Raw genomic sequence first — 21,128 nt, 5'->3', positions numbered from 1 at the left:
ACCATTTAGTCGTATTTCATCTAAATCTTCAAAGTTACTCATTCATTCAGTTATTTTTCATAGTTGCGCCTGGAAAGGGAAACAAGACCTTTTGCAATCCCCAGTGCGATAATTCCTATTAGCGCTGCGGTTAAGAGAACCATAAACAAGTTTTCCTCATCAGCAAACTTGAACATGAAGTAAAATAAAATGATATCTATTATTGCTCCAATGCCCACCAAGGCTATTGCCGGGCCTCCTAAAGCTTTTCCAGTATCCCTGCCCATTTTCCGATCCATCCTGAAATAATTATCATTAAATTAAAGTTTAAGGCTTATAAAACACCATATTAAATAATTGGGTTAATAAATTTTTTATAAAGGCAAGCTATTTTAGTAAACTTTTTTCGTAACAGAAACCATAGGTGGGAGCTCATGGATAAGGTAAGTCTGTAGCTAAGCATAATGGTTCCTGAAATGTATCAGAGAATTGGGGTAATTGCATATAAATCTTAGGAAATTATAATCCCTCAGGTGCAAATAGACAGAAAGTTTCATGTTTTTGATAGTAGGTTCTCTAAAAAAGGGTATCCTATTCAAATTGAGCGGTAATCCCTCAATTTTCACTCAATGAACTTTTTTATTTTGTTTAACTTTCCGCAAGTGCGGCAAGGCAAGTGCGGCAAGAAGATATACTGCGAATTGCGTCATACGCGCTACCTTTTCCATTTGAGGCAATCATACTGTGACATTCAAAACTGGTAATGTTTGTGTGTGAAGCTCATATGACAATATCAAGAACTCAAGGAACCTGGCTTTGATAATTGTTAGGGTCAAGATACCATGAGGAACGTAAAGTGAACCATCGTAAGAATCGTGAAGTGAAATAAGCGAAAGCAGGTTGATACACTTTAACCAAAAGGAACAGAATCAGGCTGTAATGTGTTTGTGACATTATGTGACAAATGGACAAATGATTATCGGTTTAAGATGGTTTCTAATGTATTCACGTTATTTGAGGTTAATCCTACAGCTTTACTATCCCTTTTTGAGTACGCTTCAATCGAGGAGTATATAGAAACTCATTTTTTACACTCGATATCCAGGTTAAGGAATAGATTCATAATATCTTATCTCCAACATTGTTTACGAGAGCAAGTGATTGATCATCCAAAAGCCTGGAGTTATTTCCAAGTCAGAAAAAGTCAGAAAAAGATGATCTGTCCTTTGTGAGTGCTCTATTTCAGCGGGGAGGTTTGATAAAGATGTGTAAAATGCATAGAATGCTTATGGATAATACTCTATACATTCCGGCTAAGCTGCTAACGATAATCGGGGCTCTTAACTGGGGTCTTGTAGGGCTCCTGAACTTTAATCTGGTAGCGGCTATATTTGGAAAAAAATCCATTCTCTCGCGGTTGGTCTACATTCTTGTGGGCCTGGCTGGAGTTTACATAGTGATAAAATACAAGGCAACGTATTTAGCAAAGCGCGAGGCTAAAAAGGGTAAGCGCCAATATAGCGGTAAGCAATACAGTTGGAGCGGCATTCAATAAAATACAGGAATTGCTTTATCAATCGGATTTGCTTAATCGGATTTGCTTAGAATGCGTCCTTAATAGTATCTTGAATAATATGTGCTTGCAATACCAAGCACATATTAATCCCTTTTACCTGCAGCTATTTTTCTAAAAAGCTTAAGCAAAAAAATAAGAACTATATTAGATAGTCTTATCTGAAATCTCAGATACATTTTTTTGGGCTATGGGCGTCCAGGTAAATTTAAAGAACTATAAAATTAAAATCAAAATTATATTTCGTTATAAAGCATCCTCAGCATAAGTGCGTCTTCTTCAAGAATAGGACTCTCAAGTATGACCCTTCCTCTGGCTTTGAATTCTTTTAAGGCCTTCAGAAGCTCGGGATAATTTAAGTCGGATTCTTTCAGAGTCAGATGCCTTTTTTCTCCGCTCGTGCCGTACTCAACTCCTGAGACATGCATGTGCATGTTCGAGAGCCCTTCCTTTCCAAGGCTTTCCTCTACTTTTGATAGAATTTCCATAAACTCGGAATAAGAATTTTCTTTACCTTCCCTTGCATGCAGATGACAAAAATCAAGGCAAGGCATGACCCCTTCGATCTCTGCACTTAGCGCAAGTACTTCTTCAAGCGTTCCAAATTGCGTACGCTTGCCCATCGTTTCAGGCCGCAGGACTGCAGGGATTCCTTCATCCCGGAATTGTCCGGTAAGTTCTTTTAGAGCTTTTGATATGCTCTCAAAGGTGTGTTTTTTGGTACTTTTCTGATAAAATCCGGCATGCAATACGATTGATTCAGCTCCGCAGAGGTTGCCTATTTTTGCGGCATTGTAAATCCTTTCCAGGCTGGCTTTTAATTTTTCCTCTTCACAAGAATTCAGGTTGATGTAATACGGGGCATGGACGCTCAGGGCCACTTCTTCGTTATTTGCAGCTTCCAGGACGTTTTTTGCCCCTTTTTCGCTCATGCGCACTCCCTGAACAAATTCAAGCTCCATACAGTCAAGGCCAAGTTCCCGGATCCTTTTGATTCCTGAGACACTGCCTGTTCCTTTTGTGCTTCTCGGGATTCCTGCGGTTCCGAAAAGTAGATCTTTTGAGGGCATTTTCAACTATCCTTTTAGAAAATTCCCACAAAATCTTTTAACTGCTTTGCCCTCTCAGGAGACAGCTTTTCGGAAACTACCGCAACCAGCTCTTCAAGATCTTCGTCCAGGGATTGAACATCCTCCTTTCCTTCAAGGGCAAGCCCTACAAGGTAATCAAGTTCCTCAGGGTTCAGCCTCTCCAGCCTTTTCCTGAAATCTTCAGAAGACTCGGCAAACTTGTGTGATACCGGGCGCAGGATAAAGGGAAACTGGTGCCCTGCTTCCCTGGAAGTTAAGTTTCCTTTGGCTTCAGGCGCAAGCTTGTTAAAAATCTCAATGTCCTTCTGTGTAAATTCTCTGGGCATATTATCACTTTATGGCTCTATCCTGATTTATAGCTACTTTAATCTAATTATAATAAAGTCTAATTGTATAGTGTTAGTGAAACTACTTAATGTTCAATTCTTAGTGTTCAATTCTTAGTGTTCAATTCTTAGTGTTCGATTCTTAGTGTTCGATTCTTAGTGTTCAATTCTTAGTGTTCGATTCTTAGTGTTCAATTCTTAGTGTTCAATTCTTAGTGTTCTGTTTCAATCTGCCGTGCCTGTCAATCTCCCCTTTTGCAATCCTTGTCGAGGAAATAGGGATTCCATCTTCAGCCATTACATACTCAACGTATTCGATTTTAAGGAGCTTCTTTCCTTTTTCTTCCCTGATACGATTCATTTTGAGGGCGACCGGATAAGTCTCAGGAGAGACAATTATATAATCGAAATCCTCTTCTAGAGCAGGGCCGTAGGGGTTATTCAGCTTTGTAATTTCGTATCTATCATCTGGGATTCCCATTTCTTTTATGTATTGCAGCAGCCAGGTTCTCCTTTTCTCATAGTTATCGACGCTGTGACTTTTACTTAGCATCTCGTCCGAGGTAAGCCCTATGTGGACTTTTCCATCCTTTGCTATCTCAAATGCTTTTTCAATCAGTTTGGCGTGACCGTCATGAAAATACTGAAACGTACCGCCGACTGCGACCTTTGGCATGATGGGTGATAATCTACCAAGTAAAAAGAATTTTTGGTTTTTTTTCGGCTTTTTGGAAATTTTCACTCATTTTTCTCCTTTCCTTCTTTCTCTTTCATTTTCATTTCCTCTGTTTTCTTCTACTTTCTTAAATATGACTGCCAGAAAAAACCTTCTTTTTTCCTCCATTTACCTGGTTTCCCGGTAATATAACCGCGTTTTAGAGGCATTGTAGAACACTTTCACCTCGCTTCCTCTAGTTATTTATACCTGCAAAACCATTGTGGAGCAACTGTTATGCACCTTATACAAACATGTGCATCTTAGGAGAATTTGTAAATGAGCCAAATAGCACTCGAAGAGTTGCCCGGAGTTGGCCCTGCAACCGCAGAAAAACTCAAAGAAGCTGGATTTAATACCATTGAAGCAGTGGCTGTTGCCTCTCCTTCTGAACTTGCAACTACAGCCGAAATAGGGGAATCAACGGCTGCAAAAATCATCAATGCCGCAAGGCAAGCTGCTGATATCGGAGGTTTTGAGACCGGAGACATCGTGCTTGAAAGGCGGAAAATGGTAGGCAAGTTGACTACCGGTTGTACTGAATTTGACGAAATGATGGGTGGGGGCATAGAAACCCAGGCAATTACCGAACTGTACGGAGAATTCGGTTCAGGAAAGACCCAGCTGGCCCACCAGCTTGCAGTCAATGTCCAGATGGACAGGGAACATGGAGGGCTTAACGGTTCGGTTATCATCATAGACACTGAAAACACTTTCAGACCTGAAAGGGTCGCCCAGATGGTAAAAGGGCTTTCCGAGAAATACGGCATGGAGCTTGACCCAGAAGAGTTCCTCCAGAATATCCATGTCGCAAGAGCATACAATTCCAATCACCAGATCCTTCTTGTTGAATCTGCAACAGACCTGGCAAACGAGCTTAGGGATATGGGAAAACCCGTTCGCCTGCTGATTGTTGACTCGCTTATGGCTCACTTCAGGGCTGAATATGTGGGAAGGGGAACCCTGGCCGACCGGCAGCAAAAACTCAACAAGCACATGCACGGCTTGCTCCGCTTCGGGGATTTATTCAACGCCTGCGTGGTTGTAACAAATCAGGTTATGGCAAAACCCGATGCTTTCTTCGGTGACCCCACAAGACCTGTTGGAGGGCACGTAGTCGGGCACACAGCAACTTTCAGGCTCTACCTGCGGAAATCCAAAGGAGACAAAAGGATCATACGTCTGGTTGACTCTCCCAACCTGCCCGAAGGAGAAGCTGTTATCGCAGTTACTACAGCAGGACTCACAGACCAGTGAACGTGTGAATCATACGATACAAACAATTTTAACTGTAAATTTAACGGTAAATGTTTAATGGTAAATACATTACCGATAAACATATTCAAAGCCGGGTAGGGAAACATTTTATCTACCCATACCCAATCTTTTTTATGAAATTCAAAGCTATTGTAGCCGATATAGACGGTACAATCACCTGCGAGAAAAGGGAACTTCATCTGGGAGCCATGAAAAAGATCCGTTCTCTTAAAATTCCTGTCGTGCTTGCCACAGGAAATACTCTGTGTTATGCGAGGACAGCTTCAAGGCTTATCGGCCTGAATGGAGCGGTAATCGCAGAAAACGGAGGGGCTATTACTTCCCGCTTCGATTTGCAGGGCACTTTTGAGGAAAGCCTTGAGGAATGCGAGAAAGCCTATTCTGTTCTTTCCAACTATTTCAAGCTCACCAAACTTGACCCTTTATACCGAAAAACCGAGATCGCTCTCAGGAGAGACTTTAATCTCGAAAAAGCTCGATACCTTCTCAAGACCCTGGATCTGGACATCGAGATGGTTGATACTAAATATGCCATCCATCTCAAGAGCACGAAAATCAATAAAGGGGTCGGCCTTCAGAAGCTTGCAGGCATGATGGACCTGAAATCCAAAAATTTCGTAGCTATAGGAGATTCAGAAAACGACTTAGAAATGTTTGAAGTCTCAGGTTTCGGGATTGCTGTCGGAAACGGGGATGAAATAATAAAGGAAGCCGCGGATTATGTGACAGAAGCCTCATATGGGGACGGAGCCGTAGAAGCCCTTGAGTTTCTTGAATCAAAGGGTTGGATTTAAAAAACTCTATCTTCACTGCCTTCCCTGAACCCTATGAGTTTTCCTTGAATCTCTCTGAGATTATTCTGAAGCTCCTCTGAAGCTCTGAAACTCCTCTGAAGCTCCCCTAAAGCTTTCCTATTTATCTTAAGGCTCCTCAAAGCTCTTCTCAAAGCTCTTCTCAAAGCTCTTCTCAAAGCTCCTCTCAGGCTCGCTTGATCAATTTTTAAGTTTTAAACAGGTCTTTCAACCCAAGATCCCATTGATCCCATAATTCTTTCATATCTTTACTTGTCTTTAATATTTCAATAACAGTAGGATTGGGCTCTGTGAAGATTACCGGACTGTCTTCTTCCCCAAGTTCTTTATTTACCTTCTTTGAAATCTTTTCTTCGTATATGGAAAACTGAGCATCACGGCCTGGCTTGTTGCCTCTTGCATCCAATCTTATCCATTTATCCAGATCTTTTAAATATACCGCGTTTAAGCCATGCAGGAATTTTATGTTTATGTCACGACTTGAAGATAGTTTCTGATAACAGAACCCGGCCGGAACCCCGAAATATCTCAACATGGCTGCAAACAGATGGGCTTTGGCACAACATATCCCGTGGCCGGCTTCCAGAACTTCTGATGCCTTGCAGGTAACGCTCATTTCTCCGATATCACCGGTGTGATGAATCTCATCCCGAACAAATTCATAAACCTTCTTGATCAGGCTGATTTCGTCGCCGGTGCCTTTCTGTAGTTCGAGGCACTTATCAACGATCAGCCTGTTATCAAAGTCTATGACTTCACTCTTTTTAAGGTAATCCTGAAGATTATCGCTTTCAGTATACATTTTTACTCGCCTGTCAATAAGTACTAAAAGGCCCTTCTATATGAAATTTAAGTATGACATAGAAACCGACTTTTCTAAAATTGCCTGTGAACTGATTCCGAAACTCCAATTGCTCTTCTGGATTTCATATTTTGAATCCTCAATCGAGTTTCTGCTCATAAGAACAATTCTGAAATATTATGGACTTAGAAATAGAATTGGCTTAGAATGAGTTTTCTTTTTAAAATATACAACTTTAAAAGAGTAGTATCGTGACTTAATGTCTTATTTATGGGCGCAGGTAAAATAAACTTTTTAAAACCTTTATTTTAGTAAATAACTGGTTTAACTCATTATCTTCTTATAAATACTTTTTATAACTTGTCTTTTTTCAATTAATCCTTTTAAAACACTCATTTTAATAATTAGCTTATTTTTATATTTTTTTATTTATAAGTATGTTTATATTTTAACCGGCGTATATCGGAATTGTCAAGCTGCGAATAGTCAGCGAGATAATTTAGATAATAAACTAAGGCTACAAACTAAGGCTACAAGGACAGCAAATATTTTGGGGTAGGTAAATGATGAAAATGAGAAAAATACTGGGTATTTTGCTGGCACTCTGTTTTGTGCTGTCAGTGACAGCTGCAGCAGTAAGTGCGACTCAGAACAATGTTAAGAACAATTACGATAGTAAGCAAAAGTACGATGCTAAGAACAAGTACGATAGTAAGGACAAGTACGATAGTAAGAACAAGTACGATAACCATTATGGCAAGAAAAAATACTTTATGAAAGGTCATTGGGGATATAAAAAAGTAAAGCACAACAAGGATAGCAAACACAAATCTCTCTGGTATACCTCTGAAAAATACTGGATTCCTGGCTACTGGTACTGGAAGTAAAAACGTATAAGCATATTGAAAGTTGAATCTAAATAAAAAAATCCTAACTGGCTGATGTTTAAATGTTTACATTAGCCAGTTGTGCTATTTTCTTTTTCCAAATCTGAAATAAATTATTCAATAAAAGAGGGCATATTCTCAAAAATAGTAAGGTTTTTGATAACCTCAAGTCTTTCCTGTATTCTTCTGTAAGAAAATCGGATTGGAAACAACAATTTTCATCTCATTACTCGAAAATGAGCTTTTAAACTTTCCAGTAAGGAGGAACATTATACTTTTCATATATGCTAGTCAAATCATTATGAGTTAAAGACCACACGTTGTCACCCAGATCTTCTGCCGTTTTAAATGCTCCTTTCTCAACTCCAAGGATATAATCACCTCGACTTGCTTTAAGAGCTTCCCAAGGAATGGCAAATAATTTACAGGACATACCAATAAAACAATCACAAGCAAGTACTACGTATGCTATTCTTCCCCTTTCAGAATCAATCATGACTTCTTCAATCTTTCCAAGTTCTTCATCGTTAATAGTTAAGACCTTAGATCCTTTTATTCTAGTTGCCGGTACAAAATTCATTTTTTTTGCAACGTACAGTTCTTCATTTATTCCCATATACTTCAGCTCCTAATGTATTATTCACTTATTGTATTTTATTAATTTCAAACGTACTGAGAAGCATTACATTCTTTTCGCCTGTCAGTTCTCCATTCCAGACTTAAGTATGTAAGTTTCCTTTCTCGATTACCCCCATGAGTTTTCCCATTAATATTAATAGTTCATTAATAATATACATTCTTTACGCACTTGAGGTCATTTCCTCCAGTAACTAAACCGGTGATCAAAAGAACGTCTATGAATTACTCCCAAATTTGAAGGTGTTTTTGCAACTGCTGTAATGCTAAGGAATGACAAAAATATAAATTCAAAGATTTTCATTTCCTAAAGATAATTCTGTTTTACTATTTCATCCCAAAATAATTTCGCTTTTTTAATATTTTTTATTTTAATCATATATCATATACAGTTGACCCACTATTTTACTCCAATTTCGAACTTGTTTCATTTTACATGATTATTCCACAATACCAAAATGGAATTGTACTTACTCAACGTTTAACTCTTTGCGTCGCCTGCTGTTGTATTGGGCATTAAACTTTTAACGGATTTTGAATCTGCGAAATTATTTCAGGATACAACAGCCACAAGATAATGGAAAATCACTCATCTTTGAAAGCAAAGTTTAAATTAAAAAAGAAGAAATTTTGCATTACTATCAGTAATTGTCGGACAGCCTGTTAGCTCAGCTTAATAAAATTATTTAGTATCTGATTTTATTAACTTTATTTGCATATTAACAACTATCAAAAACAGGCAATTTCCTTCTGTTCAGGAGTTGTCACAGAATAAACGATACATAAATTTTGATTGCACACCTTGATTTTCAAGATTAATGTCGCCAATTAAAAATTAACTTTAGGAATAATTTACCTAATTAATTTTATGACGGTTACTTACGAAGCCTTAAGAAATTCCGTGTCTAAAAAATTGAAGCTTACAAATCGAGATAAAATGATTAAGTTTTTTTATTTCCGCCAGCTTCTCTCCATTTTCTCATACAGGCCAATTAAATTATTCCGTGTGATTTTGAAATAAGGATGTTCAGGTCCGTACTCTTTTTCGATTATATCGAGGGCTTTTTCGTAGATATTGATTGCGGTTTCGTATTCACCCATGCTTTCGTGGAGGCCTGCGAGATTGTTCAGGGTTGTGCCGACATCTGGATGTGTCGGGCCCAGGGTCGTTTCGTAGATCTTGAGGGCGCGGGTGTAGAGAGGAAGTGCTTTTTTGTGCTGTCCGAGGATCCTGTAGAGTTCGCCCATGTTGTTTAGAGTCTTGGCAACGTCAGGGTCGTCAGGGCCAAGGACACGTTCCCGGATTTCGAGAGCTCTTGTATAGAGTTCCAGGGCTTTTTCGTTGCGGCCTTTCTGGACGTATACACCTGCCAGGTTGTTCAGGGTTGTAGCAAAGCCAGTATGCTCGGTTTTTCCGAGTTTTTCCATAATTTCGAGGGACTGTGTATAGAGGATCAAGGCTTTCTCATACCTTGTGGTCTGGAAATAAAGCAGGGCAAGGTTGTTCAAAGTCTGGGCCACTTGCGGGTGTTCAGGACCGTAAACCTTTTCCTGAAGCTTTAAAGCCTGCCCATACCTGTCTTCAGCTTCGTCAAGTTTGCCCATTTCCGAGAGCAGAACACCCATGTTATTCAGGGTCCCGGCTCTGTATCCCATAACCACGCGGTTGTCCGGTTCCTGCTCCTGAAGCTTTTCAAGAAGTTTGAGAGCCTGCATGAAGCATTCTTCAGCTTTCTCGGGTTTTTCCAGCCCCTTATAAAAAAAAGCCGTCCTGTTCAGGGTCCTGACAGCACCGAGATTTCTAGGGTTAAGGAATTTTTTCTGGATCTCCAGTGCCCGGGTATAGAACGAAAGAGCTTCTTCACGCCGATTCATGAGAGTATAAAGAATTCCAAGCTCACTGAGCGTATTCCCGGTTTCAGGTCTGGGCTGGTCTGGGAGATTTTCACGAATTTTTAAGGCCCTTAAAAAAAACTTGAGGGCTTCTTCATAATTCTCCATATATCGGTAGATTCCTGCAAGCCCATTCAGTACAGAAGCAGTTTCCGGACTTTCGGGTCCAGTGTTTTTTTCCACAATACCAAGCAGTTCTTCATAGAGGGGAAGGAGCACTTTCCATGATACGGACCTGTAAAAAGGCTCGGCTTTAACTGTGAACCAGCTTACCAGTTCCTCTGGCTCAAAAATCTCCTTTGCATGTATAAAAGCTTCCTTTAAAGCAATCTCATCTTCAGGGGTGATAAGCTCCGGATCCAGATCTTTCAGGCGCTGTTCGTACCTTTCAAATAGAGTTCTGTGATTTTTTGTTTCGATTTCTATTTCTTTTCCTGTTCCCTTTTTAATTTCTTCCTCTGGATCTTTGTCTTTAGCTTTGATAGAGGTATTTTCGTCAGAAATCTCTTCTTTTCCCAAGTTTTTCTTAAAATCAGTCATATTTTACCCCTCCTGAACAAAAAGTAGTATAATTATATCTTTATCTGAAAATATAAACATCTTTCTGGAAATCTAGTACATCGACTCTAATATTCTGGAACGTCTCTATATTCAATAGTTTCTATCAGACTGACTTCCAAATGATAAAAACACATTTATCTTGCTTTTCATCTACCGATTTTCGAAGTGGACTATATTATTAATGGTCTATCTTTATTCGATTGATGTTTAAAACACATGAATGTCAACAGTCCTCTGAAAGTCCATATTGAGTCCACAATTCCTGCCTCTCTTACAGGTGTATTTTTGCATTCAATTTCTCTTCATTTTTATCCATAGAGAACGGCGAAGAGCCCTTAATAAAACACTTTTTATGGCAGCCTTTGCTTCTTGCCAGCAACCTTCTAATATTTGCTCACTTCTTGAGCATGCGGGCGTGGAGGGAAGTTTTAAGATGAATTTAAAAAAGAAATTTGGCAACTCAAAGCCTATCAGAAAAATAGATTTTGTGTAGTTATGGGGGATAAGAATTTCTCCATCTACGGTTGAGCAAGTAAATTTTCAATCATTTGAAACCATACAGTACCCATCAACCAATAAGAAAAATAGTTTAAAAAATCGTAACTATTCAGGGTATAGCTAGCGGCGCTCCTTTGAGCGCCGCAAGAATACCCTCTAAAACAGGTAAACCATTCTTTCTTATTGTGGAAATATATGCTCTAATTCTGCAGAAAGCTTCCGCTCCCCGTGTAGTTCTGAAAGTTCCTGATATTTTCTGCTGTAGTTTCATCATCCTGACATCTCTTTCTGCTTGATTATTCTCAAACGGAACTTTCAAGTCTTTCAGGAATCTCAGAATCTTTTCTTTATGTTCTATAAACCTATCAAGCAGATTCCTTGCTTTGGTTTTTGGATACATACCACGTTTTCCTTGTCTTTCAGGATTTAGAGAAGGTGGATTTTCTTCAATTCCTTTCGCGACTACAGTATCGAACCTTTTTTCTAATGCCTTAACTTGTTCAAAATCCAGATATTTGCCCTGCTCTTTGCACTCATCAGTATACTTTTTCATTTCAGATAACAGCTCATTCATATCTTTAGCCCATTGCTGTTTATAACTCTCCTCAATTCCAATAAGTTCTCTTTGGAGATGAGCATTGCAAAGAGCATGATCACAATTATAACCGTTGTAAGGTTTCCATCCATCATGAACTGCTACCCCTTTAAACTCTGGAAGAATTCCCATAGCATCAATAGCTTCTGATCCTCTTTTCGGATGAGCAAAATAACAAGTGTATTTGTCAGTAGAAGCTACATGAAGCCAATGTCTTTTTCCGTGAACTTTCATTCCAGTTTCATCACAATGGATAACAGGAGAAGAGAGTAACTTTTCTCGAATTACGTTTTCAAATTCTTCAAGGTTCTGGAAACATTCTCTTTCTGCTTCAATAATGGTAGCAGAACTGATTTTTATCCCCATTACATCATGAAACAATTCAGAAATCCTTTTATAAGGAATGAAATGGTGATTTTTAAAGTAAATTGCTGAAGCTACGATATTAGGACCATATTGAACTGGGGAATTTACTGATTCTGGAAATTCAGCTTTATTTAACCTTCCACAGCAAGGACAGATCTTAATCTGACTTTGATGTTCTGTAACAATAAGATTTACAGGGGGAATATCAAAAACCTGTCTTTTCTCATAAGCTTTAACTTCAACATTATTAAGATTATGTCCACATTCTTCGCAACAGTTCAAAGAATGCTCTATTACCTAATCAGGATTATCAACCATTTCGAGAGTTGTCCCGGGATGACCTTCTTGACCTCCAGGTTTCTTGCCACTCTGTTTACGGAGACTCTTTGGATTAGGTTTTCCTTTGGAAATATAGTCACTAGAAGGAGGTTTACTGCTGTTTCGGCTGTTTTGATTTAAGCGAAATTCTAAAACTTGCAATCTTTCAGTGAGGTCTTTAATTTGAGATTCAAGACTTATAATATAAGCAATAACTTCAGGGTTTGAAGCACACAAAGCAAGAATCTCTTCACGTTTCATCAAGGAAGAAAATGGTTCATTTTATATCCAATTTTTCCTCGGAACGAGGAAAAATTGTGTAGCCTTAACAAGGCTACCTGAATAGTTACAAAAAATCAATCTTTTTAGATGCACTATGGACCCAGTGCACTGTCTTTTGCTCCATTTATGACGTTTAGAGTAAATCTATCAATTCTTCTTTGCTTAATCCAGTTTGATGAAGAATATCAAGAAGTGTCCCCTTAGCAAGTTTTGTATGTAAAGGAACAACTGTTCTGTAAGTTCCTTCACTGGTTATCTTTTGAAGTGATACATGGCTTCCTTTTTGCCTTACAACAACAAACCCAACCTTCTCTAATGCATTTACAAGTTCTTTTCCGGATACAACTGGCAATTTAGACATGGGCGACTTCCACAAGAGTCAGATAAGGTTTGGAAACTTGTTGCGGAAGATCTTCAGTCCCGAAACTCTCAATGTACAGTTCTATAGCTTCTTTAATATTTTTTTCGGCTTCTTCAAGGGTCTTACCCTGAGAAGTCACATTGAGTTCAGGACATCTTGCAATAAAGAAGTCATCTTCTTTTGTTATAGCTACGAGAAATTGTCTCATGGTCACTCCAAGCCTAGTTTTTACATGTTTTTCTTCAAAATATTTGTTGCGATTCTATTTATATTAGCGTAGAAAACTGTCTGATCGAGTAATATGCTTAATTTTCAAAATTTGCTTTATACCATTGAGTTTTAGAGAGATTGAAACTCAATTTGTTTTTGTGCGTAGGTTTTACCATAAAATCTGTGTATTATTTCATGGTTGTGTTTTTGGGTTCTGCCCCTCTTTTTTGCCAGTGGCTTTTTCCCCATTGTTCACCCGATATATGCTCACCTCTTGAGCATGCGGGCGTGGAGGGAAGTTTTCAGCTGAATTTTAAAAAGAAATTTGACAATACCATCAGAGTCAACAAGACGCTGCAGGACTCTTACACCTAAAAACTATCTTTTTTATCATCAAGAATAGACACTGAGAAAAGTACCTATATGTTTCTTGCATTATTTTTGCATTTGATATTCTCTTGACAGAAGGAAACAAGCATATTTTTAGATCATGAAATACTCGAGAAAACAAAGACATAGGCATTTGTGTAAAACTCTGCCCGGAAAGGATTATTTTATTATCAAAACTTTCGAAAATGAGAATGATTCTACGTTGTCATAATACATCGAAAATTTTTCTACCGACGCGGACGATGCTTGCACCTTCTTCTATTGCTATTTGATAATCGTCTGTCATTCCCATTGAGAGATACTGAAGATGTTTTTTTAAGTGCTTCTCTGCTTTGTCTTTCAGGTCTTTTAATTCTTTGAAATATTTTCTTGAATCTTCGGGGTCTTCGTTTTTTGGCGGGATTGTCATCAGGCCTTCAAAACTTAAGTATTCGAGGGTTGAGATTTGGTCTATAAGCTTTAAGAGGTCACCGGGATCTAATCCAGTGTGTTTTTTTTCGTCTGTCTTCATCTGTATGAGGATTTTCTGGACCCTTTTTTTTTCTTTTGCGGCGTTGTTTATCTTTTCTGCAAGTTCGTACGAATCAACACTTTCTATCACGTAGGGATTCAGGTTTACTACTTTTTTTGCCTTGTTTAACTGAAGTGTGCCGATGAAGTGGGTTTTGATCTCAGGTGGAAGATATGGGGCCAGATCTTTCATCTGTTGATAATGATTGAAGCCGATGTCTGTAACACCTACTTTTATGGCTTCGTCTATTTGTATTTTTGACGCGTATTTTACTGCGGCGACAAGTGTTACATCAGATGGTATCATTTTAAAAAGTTCTTTTACATTGTCTTCTATCATATGTTATCATTCTACGGGTATCATTCTATGCAGAGATTTTCAGTATTTTGTCTCTTTTATAATAAGTATTTCTGGTATGAAGTAATCGTCTAATACAATTTGAGTCGGTACTACATATGAAACTAAACTAAGTAGACCTAAAAATCAGTTATGGCTAAATCGTTTCTTAAGTTAATGCTTCAGTCTTGCTTCTTTGTTTCTTAAGCTTTTTGCATTTACCATGGAGTTCATCAGAGGAAACCAGTTTATTCTTATATATCATAGAACAATCGAGAAAACAAACATTCAGGCATTTGTGGAAAATTCTGCTTGAAAAGAACATTTTCTTTATATAAATTAAAAGATAAAATAAGAATTACACTTATTAAACTTTCATCATTACAAAAATATTATAAGTATGTCGATTTTATCCTATTCATAAGGTGGTCTCTTTCAGGCCAGGGTTACTTACGCGGTGAACTGCTTCGGATTTTTATTGTCATCTTGCGGCCTTTTTCGGCCTTTTGTCAGAGCACCAAAAAAGGTTCTATCAAGTCTTTGGAGATAAAGGAGATATCTTCGACATAGACCTGATCTAACTCCCGACAACTTGACATGACCTAATCTTACTCTTTAATATCATCGCGAAAAGTTTCCGCACACTTCTGGTTCCAGCTTCCGTATTTCCTCTTCTGGTACTCGTTTCCCCACTCGTTTAATGCCATAAGAACGGGAAAGACCGAGCGGCCGTCATCAGTGATACTATATTCGACTCGTGGTGGGACCTCGGGATAGACTGTCCTTTCGATCATCCCATCGGCAACCAGCTCGCGGAGCTGTTTTGTCAGCATCATCTGGGTGATCCCGGGGATTTTCTTCTGGATCCCAGAGAACCGGACCGGTCCGTCTTTGAGAAACCAGAGGATTATTGGCTTCCACTTTCCGCCAATGACTGAGAGAGAAATCTGGATCGGACATTTTCCTACAGGAGGAGATTTTTGCATAAGCAATAGTATCATTTATAATAGTATATACGATTTTGCAAACTGCTCATTTTTTAATACTACAGCACTTACGGTCTTTTACCTGCATTGAAGCGGCCCGGACAGGAAAAGACGGGCAAAAAGGTAGAAGCATCATGGACACAAATCGCGTATATCGCGTGGGCGAGGCCACAGTAACCCGCGTATCCGAACTTATTCTCGATTCAAACACTCCTGAATATCTGTATCCCCAGTGGGACCCTTCATTCATTCAGGAGCATGAAAAATGGCTGGTTCCCGGAAACATGGACAAGACCCGTACGCATGTCTTCCAGAGTATCCATACGTGGGTGCTGCGGACAAAGCAACATACGATTCTTATTGACACAGGGACGGGAAACGACAAGGAACGTATCTGGATGCCCCGGTTAAACAGGTTGAAATCCCCCTACCTGGAACGGCTCAAAGCCGCAGGTGTGACTCCGGCAATGGTGGATTATGTTATCTTAACACACCTTCACGTGGATCACGTTGGATGGAATACGCAGCTTGTTGATGGTGTATGGGAACCGACATTCCCCAATGCAACGTATGTCTTCTCAAAGGCCGAGCAGATGCATTATTCCGACCCGGAAAACTACCCGGTGAATAACCGCGTCAAATTCATAGTATACGAAGACAGCATCCTGCCGGTGATCCAGGCAGAGCAGGCCGAAATCATTGAACCTGATGGGACGGAGTTTCTTGAGGGAATCTCCTTATATCCGGTACCCGGGCACAGCATTGGCCAGATGGCAGTCTGCCTTACTTCCGGCGGAAAAGAAGCTCTTTTTGGTGGGGATGTCATGCACCATCCCATCCAGGTATACCGCCCTGAATGGAACTCGGTGTACTGTGAAGATGCACTGCAAGCCCGTGCTTCACGGCGGTGGGCGCTGGATTATCTTGCAGACCGGCATGCCCTGTTTTTCAGTTCACATTTTGCAGAGACCTCAGCGGGGCGCGTAACCCGTAAGGGAGGCCGCTTTGTGTGGCAGTTCTGCTGACGCAGGAGTTTCTGTTGCGTTGTCAGGAATTGATAAGTTTCCTTTGTCGCGATCTATTGCAGTTGATATTTAAACGTGCCGAGATTGCAACCGAACGGAAAAAAGAGTTAAATAAAGAGTAGTTTTGTAAAAAGAGGTTAGCAAATGAGCCTTATTTCGTTTGACGTGGAAAAATGTACAGCTTGTGGAATTTGTTCTATGGTTTGTCCTGTAAATATAATCATGCCTGGAGAAAAAGGTGCTCCGTCCTTACCCACCGAATATGAGGCATTTTGTACTCGTTGTGGGCACTGTGAAGCTGTTTGTCCTGCGAATGCAATTATGGTAAATTATCAGTCATTCCCTCCTGAAGATGATAATGCTAGCATTGAGCAGATTAACCCTGAACAACTTAAAAAATATATTCAAAGCAGACGCTCGATAAGGATTTTCAAAAATAAGCCCGTTGAAAAAGAGAAAATCAGAGATATTTTTGAAGCCGTCCGCTTTGCTCCATCTGGCATGAATGGACAACCTGTTAAGTGGCTTGTTGTAACTGATGCATCGAAGATTAAAAAGTTTGCAGATCTTACTATTGATTGGATGAGAATGATGGCAGAAAAAGACGCAGACCATCCTCTTAAGCGTTATTTTCCTATTCTTGTTGCTCTCGCTGATGCAGGCTTTGATCCCATTTGTAGAAATTCTCCGGGACTTGTCTATGCTTATTCAGAAAATGCCTCTGGATACACTGACAGCATTATAGCCCTGACAACCTTTGATCTCATTGCTCCTTCTTTTGGTCTTGGAACTTGTTGGGTAGGACTACTACATAGAGCAGCAGTAGAATATCAGCCATTAAAAGAAGCTCTTGGTATTCCTGCAGGATTTGTTTTGCAATTTCCAATGCTTTTTGGATACCCAAAATATAAACATAGAAAAATACCCGGTAGAAAAAAAGCGGATATTATATGGAGATAACCATATCAAAGTTATTGGTTCTTTGCTGTTTTGTGGGTTCTGGTGCAAAAAATCATAAATATGGAATTAAAATTTAGTGGCAAAGAAAAGAACATAAAAAGCACAGAATATGGTGCTTTTTTTCTTAACTCTCAGCCAAGCGTTTTAATCCCTTTTTATCATTAATAAAGAAAGCTATAACTGCCCCTATCAAAAATACAGCCAGAGAACAGTATCTTTTTACGGAGATCATTGTATATTGGTTTAAATTCTCCGTATTACACGTTTTTTGTCTAATTAAAACTCGTCCTCTATGAGAGATCTAATAGTTCTAAGTCCTAATAGTTCTAAGTCCTAATAGTTCTAAGTTAATAGTTCTAAGTCCTAATAGTTCTAAGTCCTAATAGTTCTAAGTCCTAATAGTTCTAAGTCCTAATAGTTCTAAGTCCTAATAGTTCTAAGTCCTAATAGGTTTAAGTCCCCCCAATTTTCAATCAAAGAGCCTATCCGAAAAGTCAGTAATGCATGTTGAAAATTTACAATAGGTCTATAATATCATAGTATTCAGACAGATTTTGTAAGAACATAGGCTTCATATTTTCCTGCTGGTAAGGGAACTCTCGTTCACCTACTGTCCAGGGAATCAACCTTTCACCTTGATTATATCTACAGCCTTCTGTCAATTTTGACACTACCTTAAAGGCGTATTCTTTTCGAAAATAGTCAAGTTACAAGAATATTTAATACTGAATAATAACTATTATTCAGGGAGCTGAAAAGATAAGGCGGTTAAACAGGGTTAATAACAACATAAAAAAGGAAGTTGATAAAGAATCTCTGTTTTGCTGCAATCATTACGAAACTGCTCAAACAAGTTTTGTATTAGAGTTCGTATTAGTGACTTGAACTTATTCGAACAATCGAACCAAAATTAAAAAATAAAAAATATTTGGGGGTAAAATATTTGGAGTACACACTTCGAGTAGGAGGAGAGGCCGGACAGGGGCTGCAGACCATAGGTGGAGCTCTTGCACAGGTCTTTTCCAAAACAGGATTTCACGTATTTACTCACCAGGACTATATGTCCAGGGTACGTGGTGGGCACAATTTTTATCAAATTCGCTTTTCTGAAAAGGAAATCTCTGCCTCAAGAGATATGGTTGATATCCTCCTGGCTCTTGACCTGGACACTATAGAAATTCATAGAAAAAGCGTACGGGATGAAGGATTTATTCTTTATGATTCCGAAATTACCAAAAAGAAATTTGAAGAACCCGAGTTCATAGATATCCCGTTCAAAAAAATAGCCCTTGATGTAGGAAAAAAAAGCGTGATGGCAAATACTGTAGCTACCGGAGCAGCGCTTGGGATTCTTGATATTGGGCTTGAAACCCTCAGGAATGTTCTAAGAAAAGCTTTCGAGAAAAAAGGGGAGGAAGTAATCCAGGGAAATATAGCCTGCGCAGAAGCGGGGTATAATTATGCTCGTAAAAATTGTCTCCGTTGCGAAGCTCCCGAAATCCGTGAACCTGAAAACAGAAAACTCATGCTTATTGACGGGGTTAATGCAATTGGAATGGGCGCCCTTATGTCGGGCTGTAAGTTTTATTCCGGTTACCCTATGACGCCTTCAACAGGGATTCTAAACTATATGGCTTCCAGAGCAGAAGAGTACAACCTGGTCGTTGAACAGGTTGAAGACGAGATTTCAGCTATTAATATGGCGATAGGAGCCTCTTTTGCAGGCGTAAGGGCAATGACCGGAACGTCGGGTGGAGGATTTGCCCTGATGGTAGAAGGCCTTTCTCTTGCAGGAATGACCGAAACTCCTATCGTTATTGCAGAAATGCAGCGCCCTGGGCCTGCAACCGGCTTACCTACACGCACGGAACAGGCAGACTTGCTTTTTGTCCTTTATGCAGCGCATGGAGAGTTTCCAAGGGTGATTTTTGAGCCTGGAGACCCAAAACAGGCTTTTTACCTCACTAACAGGGCCTTCGAGCTTGCGGAAAAGTACCAGATCCCTGTGTTCATCCAGTCAGACCAGTATCTTGTGGATACCGAATGGACTTATGAAAAATTCGACCTTGAGAATATAATTTACAATGATTATCGGCTGAGAGAAAAAGACCTTGAAGGTGTTGAGGTTTATAAACGTTTTAAATATTCCAGTACAGGAATTTCTCTTCTTGCAGTTCCCGGAGAAACCGGAAAACACCTCGTTGTAGCGGATAGCGATGAACATGACGAAGAAGGGCATATCATAGAAGATTCCGAGACCCGGATCAAAATGGTCCAGAAAAGGTTATTGAATAAATTGCCTCTTATAAAGAAAGAGATTGACCCACCACTTCTTTATGGCGATTCTTCTCCAAAAATCGTGCTTGTAGGGCGTGGCTCTACTTATGGTGTGATAAAAGAGGTTGTCGATACTATTTCTAAGGATCACAAGGTTGCGATGATGCACTTTAGCCAGGTCTATCCTCTTCCGGAGCGGGATAAGTTTGATTATATTGAACTTCTTGAGAATGCTGATCTTACCATCTGTATAGAAAACAGTGCTACCGGACAGTTTGCAAAACTAATGAGAGCAGAAACAGGGTTTGAATTTTCCCACCAGATTCTCAGGTATGATGGGAGGCCTTTTACAATCGAAAATCTGAAGGAGGAATTGCATGCCTACATCTGAAGATTATAAGGGCCAGGTTCCTGCCTGGTGTCCAGGGTGCGGAAATTTCAATATCCTTTCGACTGTCGAAGAGGCACTTGTAGAACTTGGCATTGAGCCCTGGGAAGTGCTTATGGTTTCAGGGATAGGACAGTCTGGAAAACTACCCCATTATACTAAGTGCCACACATTTAATGGGCTTCATGGAAGGACCCTGCCCGTAGCTACGGCTGCAAAACTTGCCAATCACTCTTTGCACGTAATAGCAGTTGCAGGGGATGGGGACTGTTATGGAGAAGGCGGAAACCATTTCCTTCACACAATTCGCCGCAACCCGAATATTACCCTGCTAGTGCACGACAACCAGATTTACGGACTGACAAAAGGGCAGGCTTCTCCTACCACAGCTCAGGGAACTCGCACCAAAATCCAGCCTTATGGTGTCCTTGAAGAGCCGTTGAACCCACTTGCTCTGGCAATATCTCAGGACTGCAGTTTCGTAGCCAGAGGTTTTGCAGGAGATAAGGCTTATCTGAAAGAGCTCATGAAGGCTGCTATATCACACAAAGGTTTTGCTCTTCTTGATATCCTTCAGCCCTGTGTTACCTTTAATAAGATAAACACTTTTAAGTGGTATCGGGACAGGGTGTATAAACTCGAAGAAGAATATGACCCACATAACCGCTTAAAAGCGTTCGAAAGGTCTCTGGAATGGGGAGATAGGATTCCTAACGGCATTTTCTATAAAAATGAAAGAGAAACGCTTGAAGAAGGAATACCGACGATTCAGGAAGAGCCTCTTGTCAGACAAAAATTCTCTATTGAGGACGTAAAGCACGAAATTGAAAAATTTTATTAATTAATCGGCTTCCTGTTTGGGACATGTTTAGAAAAAGGATATCTTCATTTCGGTTCCAGTCAGGAATAGTCCAGGAAAAGAATAGCGACAAAGGAAAGTCAAATACTCAGAGAATCGCTTCTTTTCCTGGGAGCTTGTATTCGAGAATGATCAGGATCGAGACATATGTGCGGTCAGAACTAATACACGAGCATGATCAGAACTCAGAAATGAGCATGATCAGGACTAAGA

The 21,128-nt window shown here is 39.7% G+C and carries 20 protein-coding genes and 2 pseudogenes; 8 read left to right on the top strand and 14 right to left on the bottom strand.

Translation table 11 applies throughout. The annotated features are described in order from the left end of the window. Positions 1-50 precede the first annotated feature (50 nt). Positions 51-266, bottom strand: a complete 216-nt coding sequence (locus MSVAZ_RS08590; protein ID WP_048120213.1) for a hypothetical protein — start codon at positions 264-266, stop codon at positions 51-53. A gap of 977 nt (positions 267-1,243) precedes the next feature. Between MSVAZ_RS08590 and MSVAZ_RS08585 the strand changes: the two genes are divergently transcribed. Continuing rightward, positions 1,244-1,534, top strand: a complete 291-nt coding sequence (locus MSVAZ_RS08585) for a DUF378 domain-containing protein (protein WP_198146825.1) — start codon at positions 1,244-1,246, stop codon at positions 1,532-1,534. Positions 1,535-1,788: 254 nt separating this feature from the next. Here MSVAZ_RS08585 and MSVAZ_RS08580 read toward each other — a convergent pair whose 3' ends face one another. The 3 genes from MSVAZ_RS08580 to MSVAZ_RS08570 all read right to left on the bottom strand — a co-directional run bounded on the left by MSVAZ_RS08580 (position 1,789) and on the right by MSVAZ_RS08570 (position 3,645). Further along, entirely contained in the window at positions 1,789-2,622 is an 834-nt protein-coding gene (locus tag MSVAZ_RS08580; protein WP_048120211.1) for a TIM barrel protein, read from the bottom strand. 14 nt (positions 2,623-2,636) lie between these two features. Then, positions 2,637-2,969 carry a hypothetical protein gene (locus MSVAZ_RS08575; RefSeq protein WP_048120209.1) on the bottom strand — a complete coding sequence of 111 codons (333 nt, stop codon included), beginning with the start codon at positions 2,967-2,969 and terminating at the stop codon, positions 2,637-2,639. A gap of 205 nt (positions 2,970-3,174) precedes the next feature. After that, positions 3,175-3,645: a phosphopantetheine adenylyltransferase gene (locus MSVAZ_RS08570; RefSeq protein ID WP_048123822.1), complete on the bottom strand. Its 471-nt coding sequence runs from the start codon at positions 3,643-3,645 to the stop codon at positions 3,175-3,177. 318 nt (positions 3,646-3,963) lie between these two features. Here MSVAZ_RS08570 and radA point away from each other — a divergent pair, with 318 nt between their 5' ends. Both radA and MSVAZ_RS08560 read left to right on the top strand, forming a co-directional pair. Then, on the top strand, positions 3,964-4,941 hold the full coding sequence (gene radA, locus MSVAZ_RS08565; protein WP_048120207.1) for a DNA repair and recombination protein RadA: 978 nt from the start codon (positions 3,964-3,966) through the stop codon (positions 4,939-4,941). 134 nt (positions 4,942-5,075) lie between these two features. Then, positions 5,076-5,756: a phosphoglycolate phosphatase gene (locus tag MSVAZ_RS08560; protein ID WP_048120205.1), complete on the top strand. Its 681-nt coding sequence runs from the start codon at positions 5,076-5,078 to the stop codon at positions 5,754-5,756. Here MSVAZ_RS08560 and MSVAZ_RS20260 read toward each other — a convergent pair. Both MSVAZ_RS20260 and MSVAZ_RS08555 read right to left on the bottom strand, forming a co-directional pair. Then, entirely contained in the window at positions 5,753-5,932 is a 180-nt protein-coding gene (locus tag MSVAZ_RS20260) for a hypothetical protein (protein ID WP_157206052.1), read from the bottom strand. The two genes, MSVAZ_RS08560 and MSVAZ_RS20260, sit on opposite strands and share 4 nt — an antisense overlap. Before the next feature lie 29 nt (positions 5,933-5,961). Further along, a complete protein-coding gene (locus MSVAZ_RS08555; protein WP_048120203.1) occupies positions 5,962-6,576 on the bottom strand; it encodes a transglutaminase-like domain-containing protein in 615 nt (204 codons plus the stop codon). A 563-nt stretch (positions 6,577-7,139) separates the two neighbouring features. Here MSVAZ_RS08555 and MSVAZ_RS21185 point away from each other — a divergent pair. Continuing rightward, the gene (locus tag MSVAZ_RS21185) at positions 7,140-7,463 is read left to right on the top strand and encodes a hypothetical protein (RefSeq protein WP_048120202.1); all 324 of its coding nucleotides are present in this window, start codon (positions 7,140-7,142) and stop codon (positions 7,461-7,463) included. 244 nt (positions 7,464-7,707) lie between these two features. Here MSVAZ_RS21185 and MSVAZ_RS08545 read toward each other — a convergent pair whose 3' ends face one another. The 7 genes and pseudogenes from MSVAZ_RS08545 to MSVAZ_RS08505 form a co-directional block, all read right to left on the bottom strand. Further along, positions 7,708-8,079, bottom strand: coding sequence for a PRC-barrel domain-containing protein (locus MSVAZ_RS08545; RefSeq protein ID WP_048120200.1), 372 nt, complete (start codon positions 8,077-8,079; stop codon positions 7,708-7,710). Positions 8,080-9,050: 971 nt separating this feature from the next. Then, positions 9,051-10,532 (bottom strand): tetratricopeptide repeat protein, encoded by a 1,482-nt coding sequence (locus tag MSVAZ_RS08540; RefSeq protein ID WP_084626108.1) that lies wholly within the window; start codon positions 10,530-10,532, stop codon positions 9,051-9,053. Between the two features lie 628 nt (positions 10,533-11,160). After that, positions 11,161-12,594: pseudogene (tnpC, locus tag MSVAZ_RS08530) on the bottom strand (IS66 family transposase). A gap of 151 nt (positions 12,595-12,745) precedes the next feature. Next, entirely contained in the window at positions 12,746-12,973 is a 228-nt protein-coding gene (locus MSVAZ_RS08520) for a type II toxin-antitoxin system HicA family toxin (RefSeq protein ID WP_048120194.1), read from the bottom strand. After that, positions 12,966-13,181 carry a type II toxin-antitoxin system HicB family antitoxin gene (locus MSVAZ_RS08515; RefSeq protein ID WP_048120192.1) on the bottom strand — a complete coding sequence of 72 codons (216 nt, stop codon included), beginning with the start codon at positions 13,179-13,181 and terminating at the stop codon, positions 12,966-12,968. Before MSVAZ_RS08515 ends, MSVAZ_RS08520 begins: the two co-directional genes overlap by 8 nt. Positions 13,182-13,778: 597 nt before the next feature. Then, the gene (locus tag MSVAZ_RS08510) at positions 13,779-14,423 is read right to left on the bottom strand and encodes a YggS family pyridoxal phosphate-dependent enzyme (RefSeq protein ID WP_048120190.1); all 645 of its coding nucleotides are present in this window, start codon (positions 14,421-14,423) and stop codon (positions 13,779-13,781) included. 605 nt (positions 14,424-15,028) lie between these two features. Next, on the bottom strand, positions 15,029-15,406 hold the full coding sequence (locus MSVAZ_RS08505; protein ID WP_084626107.1) for a winged helix-turn-helix transcriptional regulator: 378 nt from the start codon (positions 15,404-15,406) through the stop codon (positions 15,029-15,031). Between the two features lie 134 nt (positions 15,407-15,540). Here MSVAZ_RS08505 and MSVAZ_RS08500 point away from each other — a divergent pair, with 134 nt between their 5' ends. After that, the gene (locus MSVAZ_RS08500; protein WP_048120187.1) at positions 15,541-16,431 is read left to right on the top strand and encodes an MBL fold metallo-hydrolase; all 891 of its coding nucleotides are present in this window, start codon (positions 15,541-15,543) and stop codon (positions 16,429-16,431) included. A gap of 144 nt (positions 16,432-16,575) precedes the next feature. Further along, positions 16,576-17,391: a nitroreductase family protein gene (locus MSVAZ_RS08495; RefSeq protein WP_048120185.1), complete on the top strand. Its 816-nt coding sequence runs from the start codon at positions 16,576-16,578 to the stop codon at positions 17,389-17,391. Positions 17,392-17,515: 124 nt separating this feature from the next. On the opposite strand, the pseudogene MSVAZ_RS20250 reads toward MSVAZ_RS08495, so the two are convergent. Further along, a pseudogene (locus MSVAZ_RS20250) lies at positions 17,516-17,709 on the bottom strand (IS5/IS1182 family transposase); the annotation flags it as partial. 625 nt (positions 17,710-18,334) lie between these two features. Here MSVAZ_RS20250 and MSVAZ_RS08490 point away from each other — a divergent pair. Beyond that, positions 18,335-20,059, top strand: a complete 1,725-nt coding sequence (locus MSVAZ_RS08490) for a 2-oxoacid:acceptor oxidoreductase subunit alpha (protein ID WP_232316262.1) — start codon at positions 18,335-18,337, stop codon at positions 20,057-20,059. Then, positions 20,046-20,897: a 2-oxoacid:ferredoxin oxidoreductase subunit beta gene (locus MSVAZ_RS08485; protein WP_048120182.1), complete on the top strand. Its 852-nt coding sequence runs from the start codon at positions 20,046-20,048 to the stop codon at positions 20,895-20,897. Before MSVAZ_RS08490 ends, MSVAZ_RS08485 begins: the two co-directional genes overlap by 14 nt. Positions 20,898-21,128 lie beyond the last annotated feature (231 nt).

This window comes from Methanosarcina vacuolata Z-761 (assembly GCF_000969905.1).
In the GTDB taxonomy this organism is placed as follows: Archaea; Halobacteriota; Methanosarcinia; order Methanosarcinales; family Methanosarcinaceae; genus Methanosarcina; species Methanosarcina vacuolata.
Note: the sequence above shows the minus strand (reverse complement) of the source record. Positions and strands in the feature narration are given on the sequence as shown.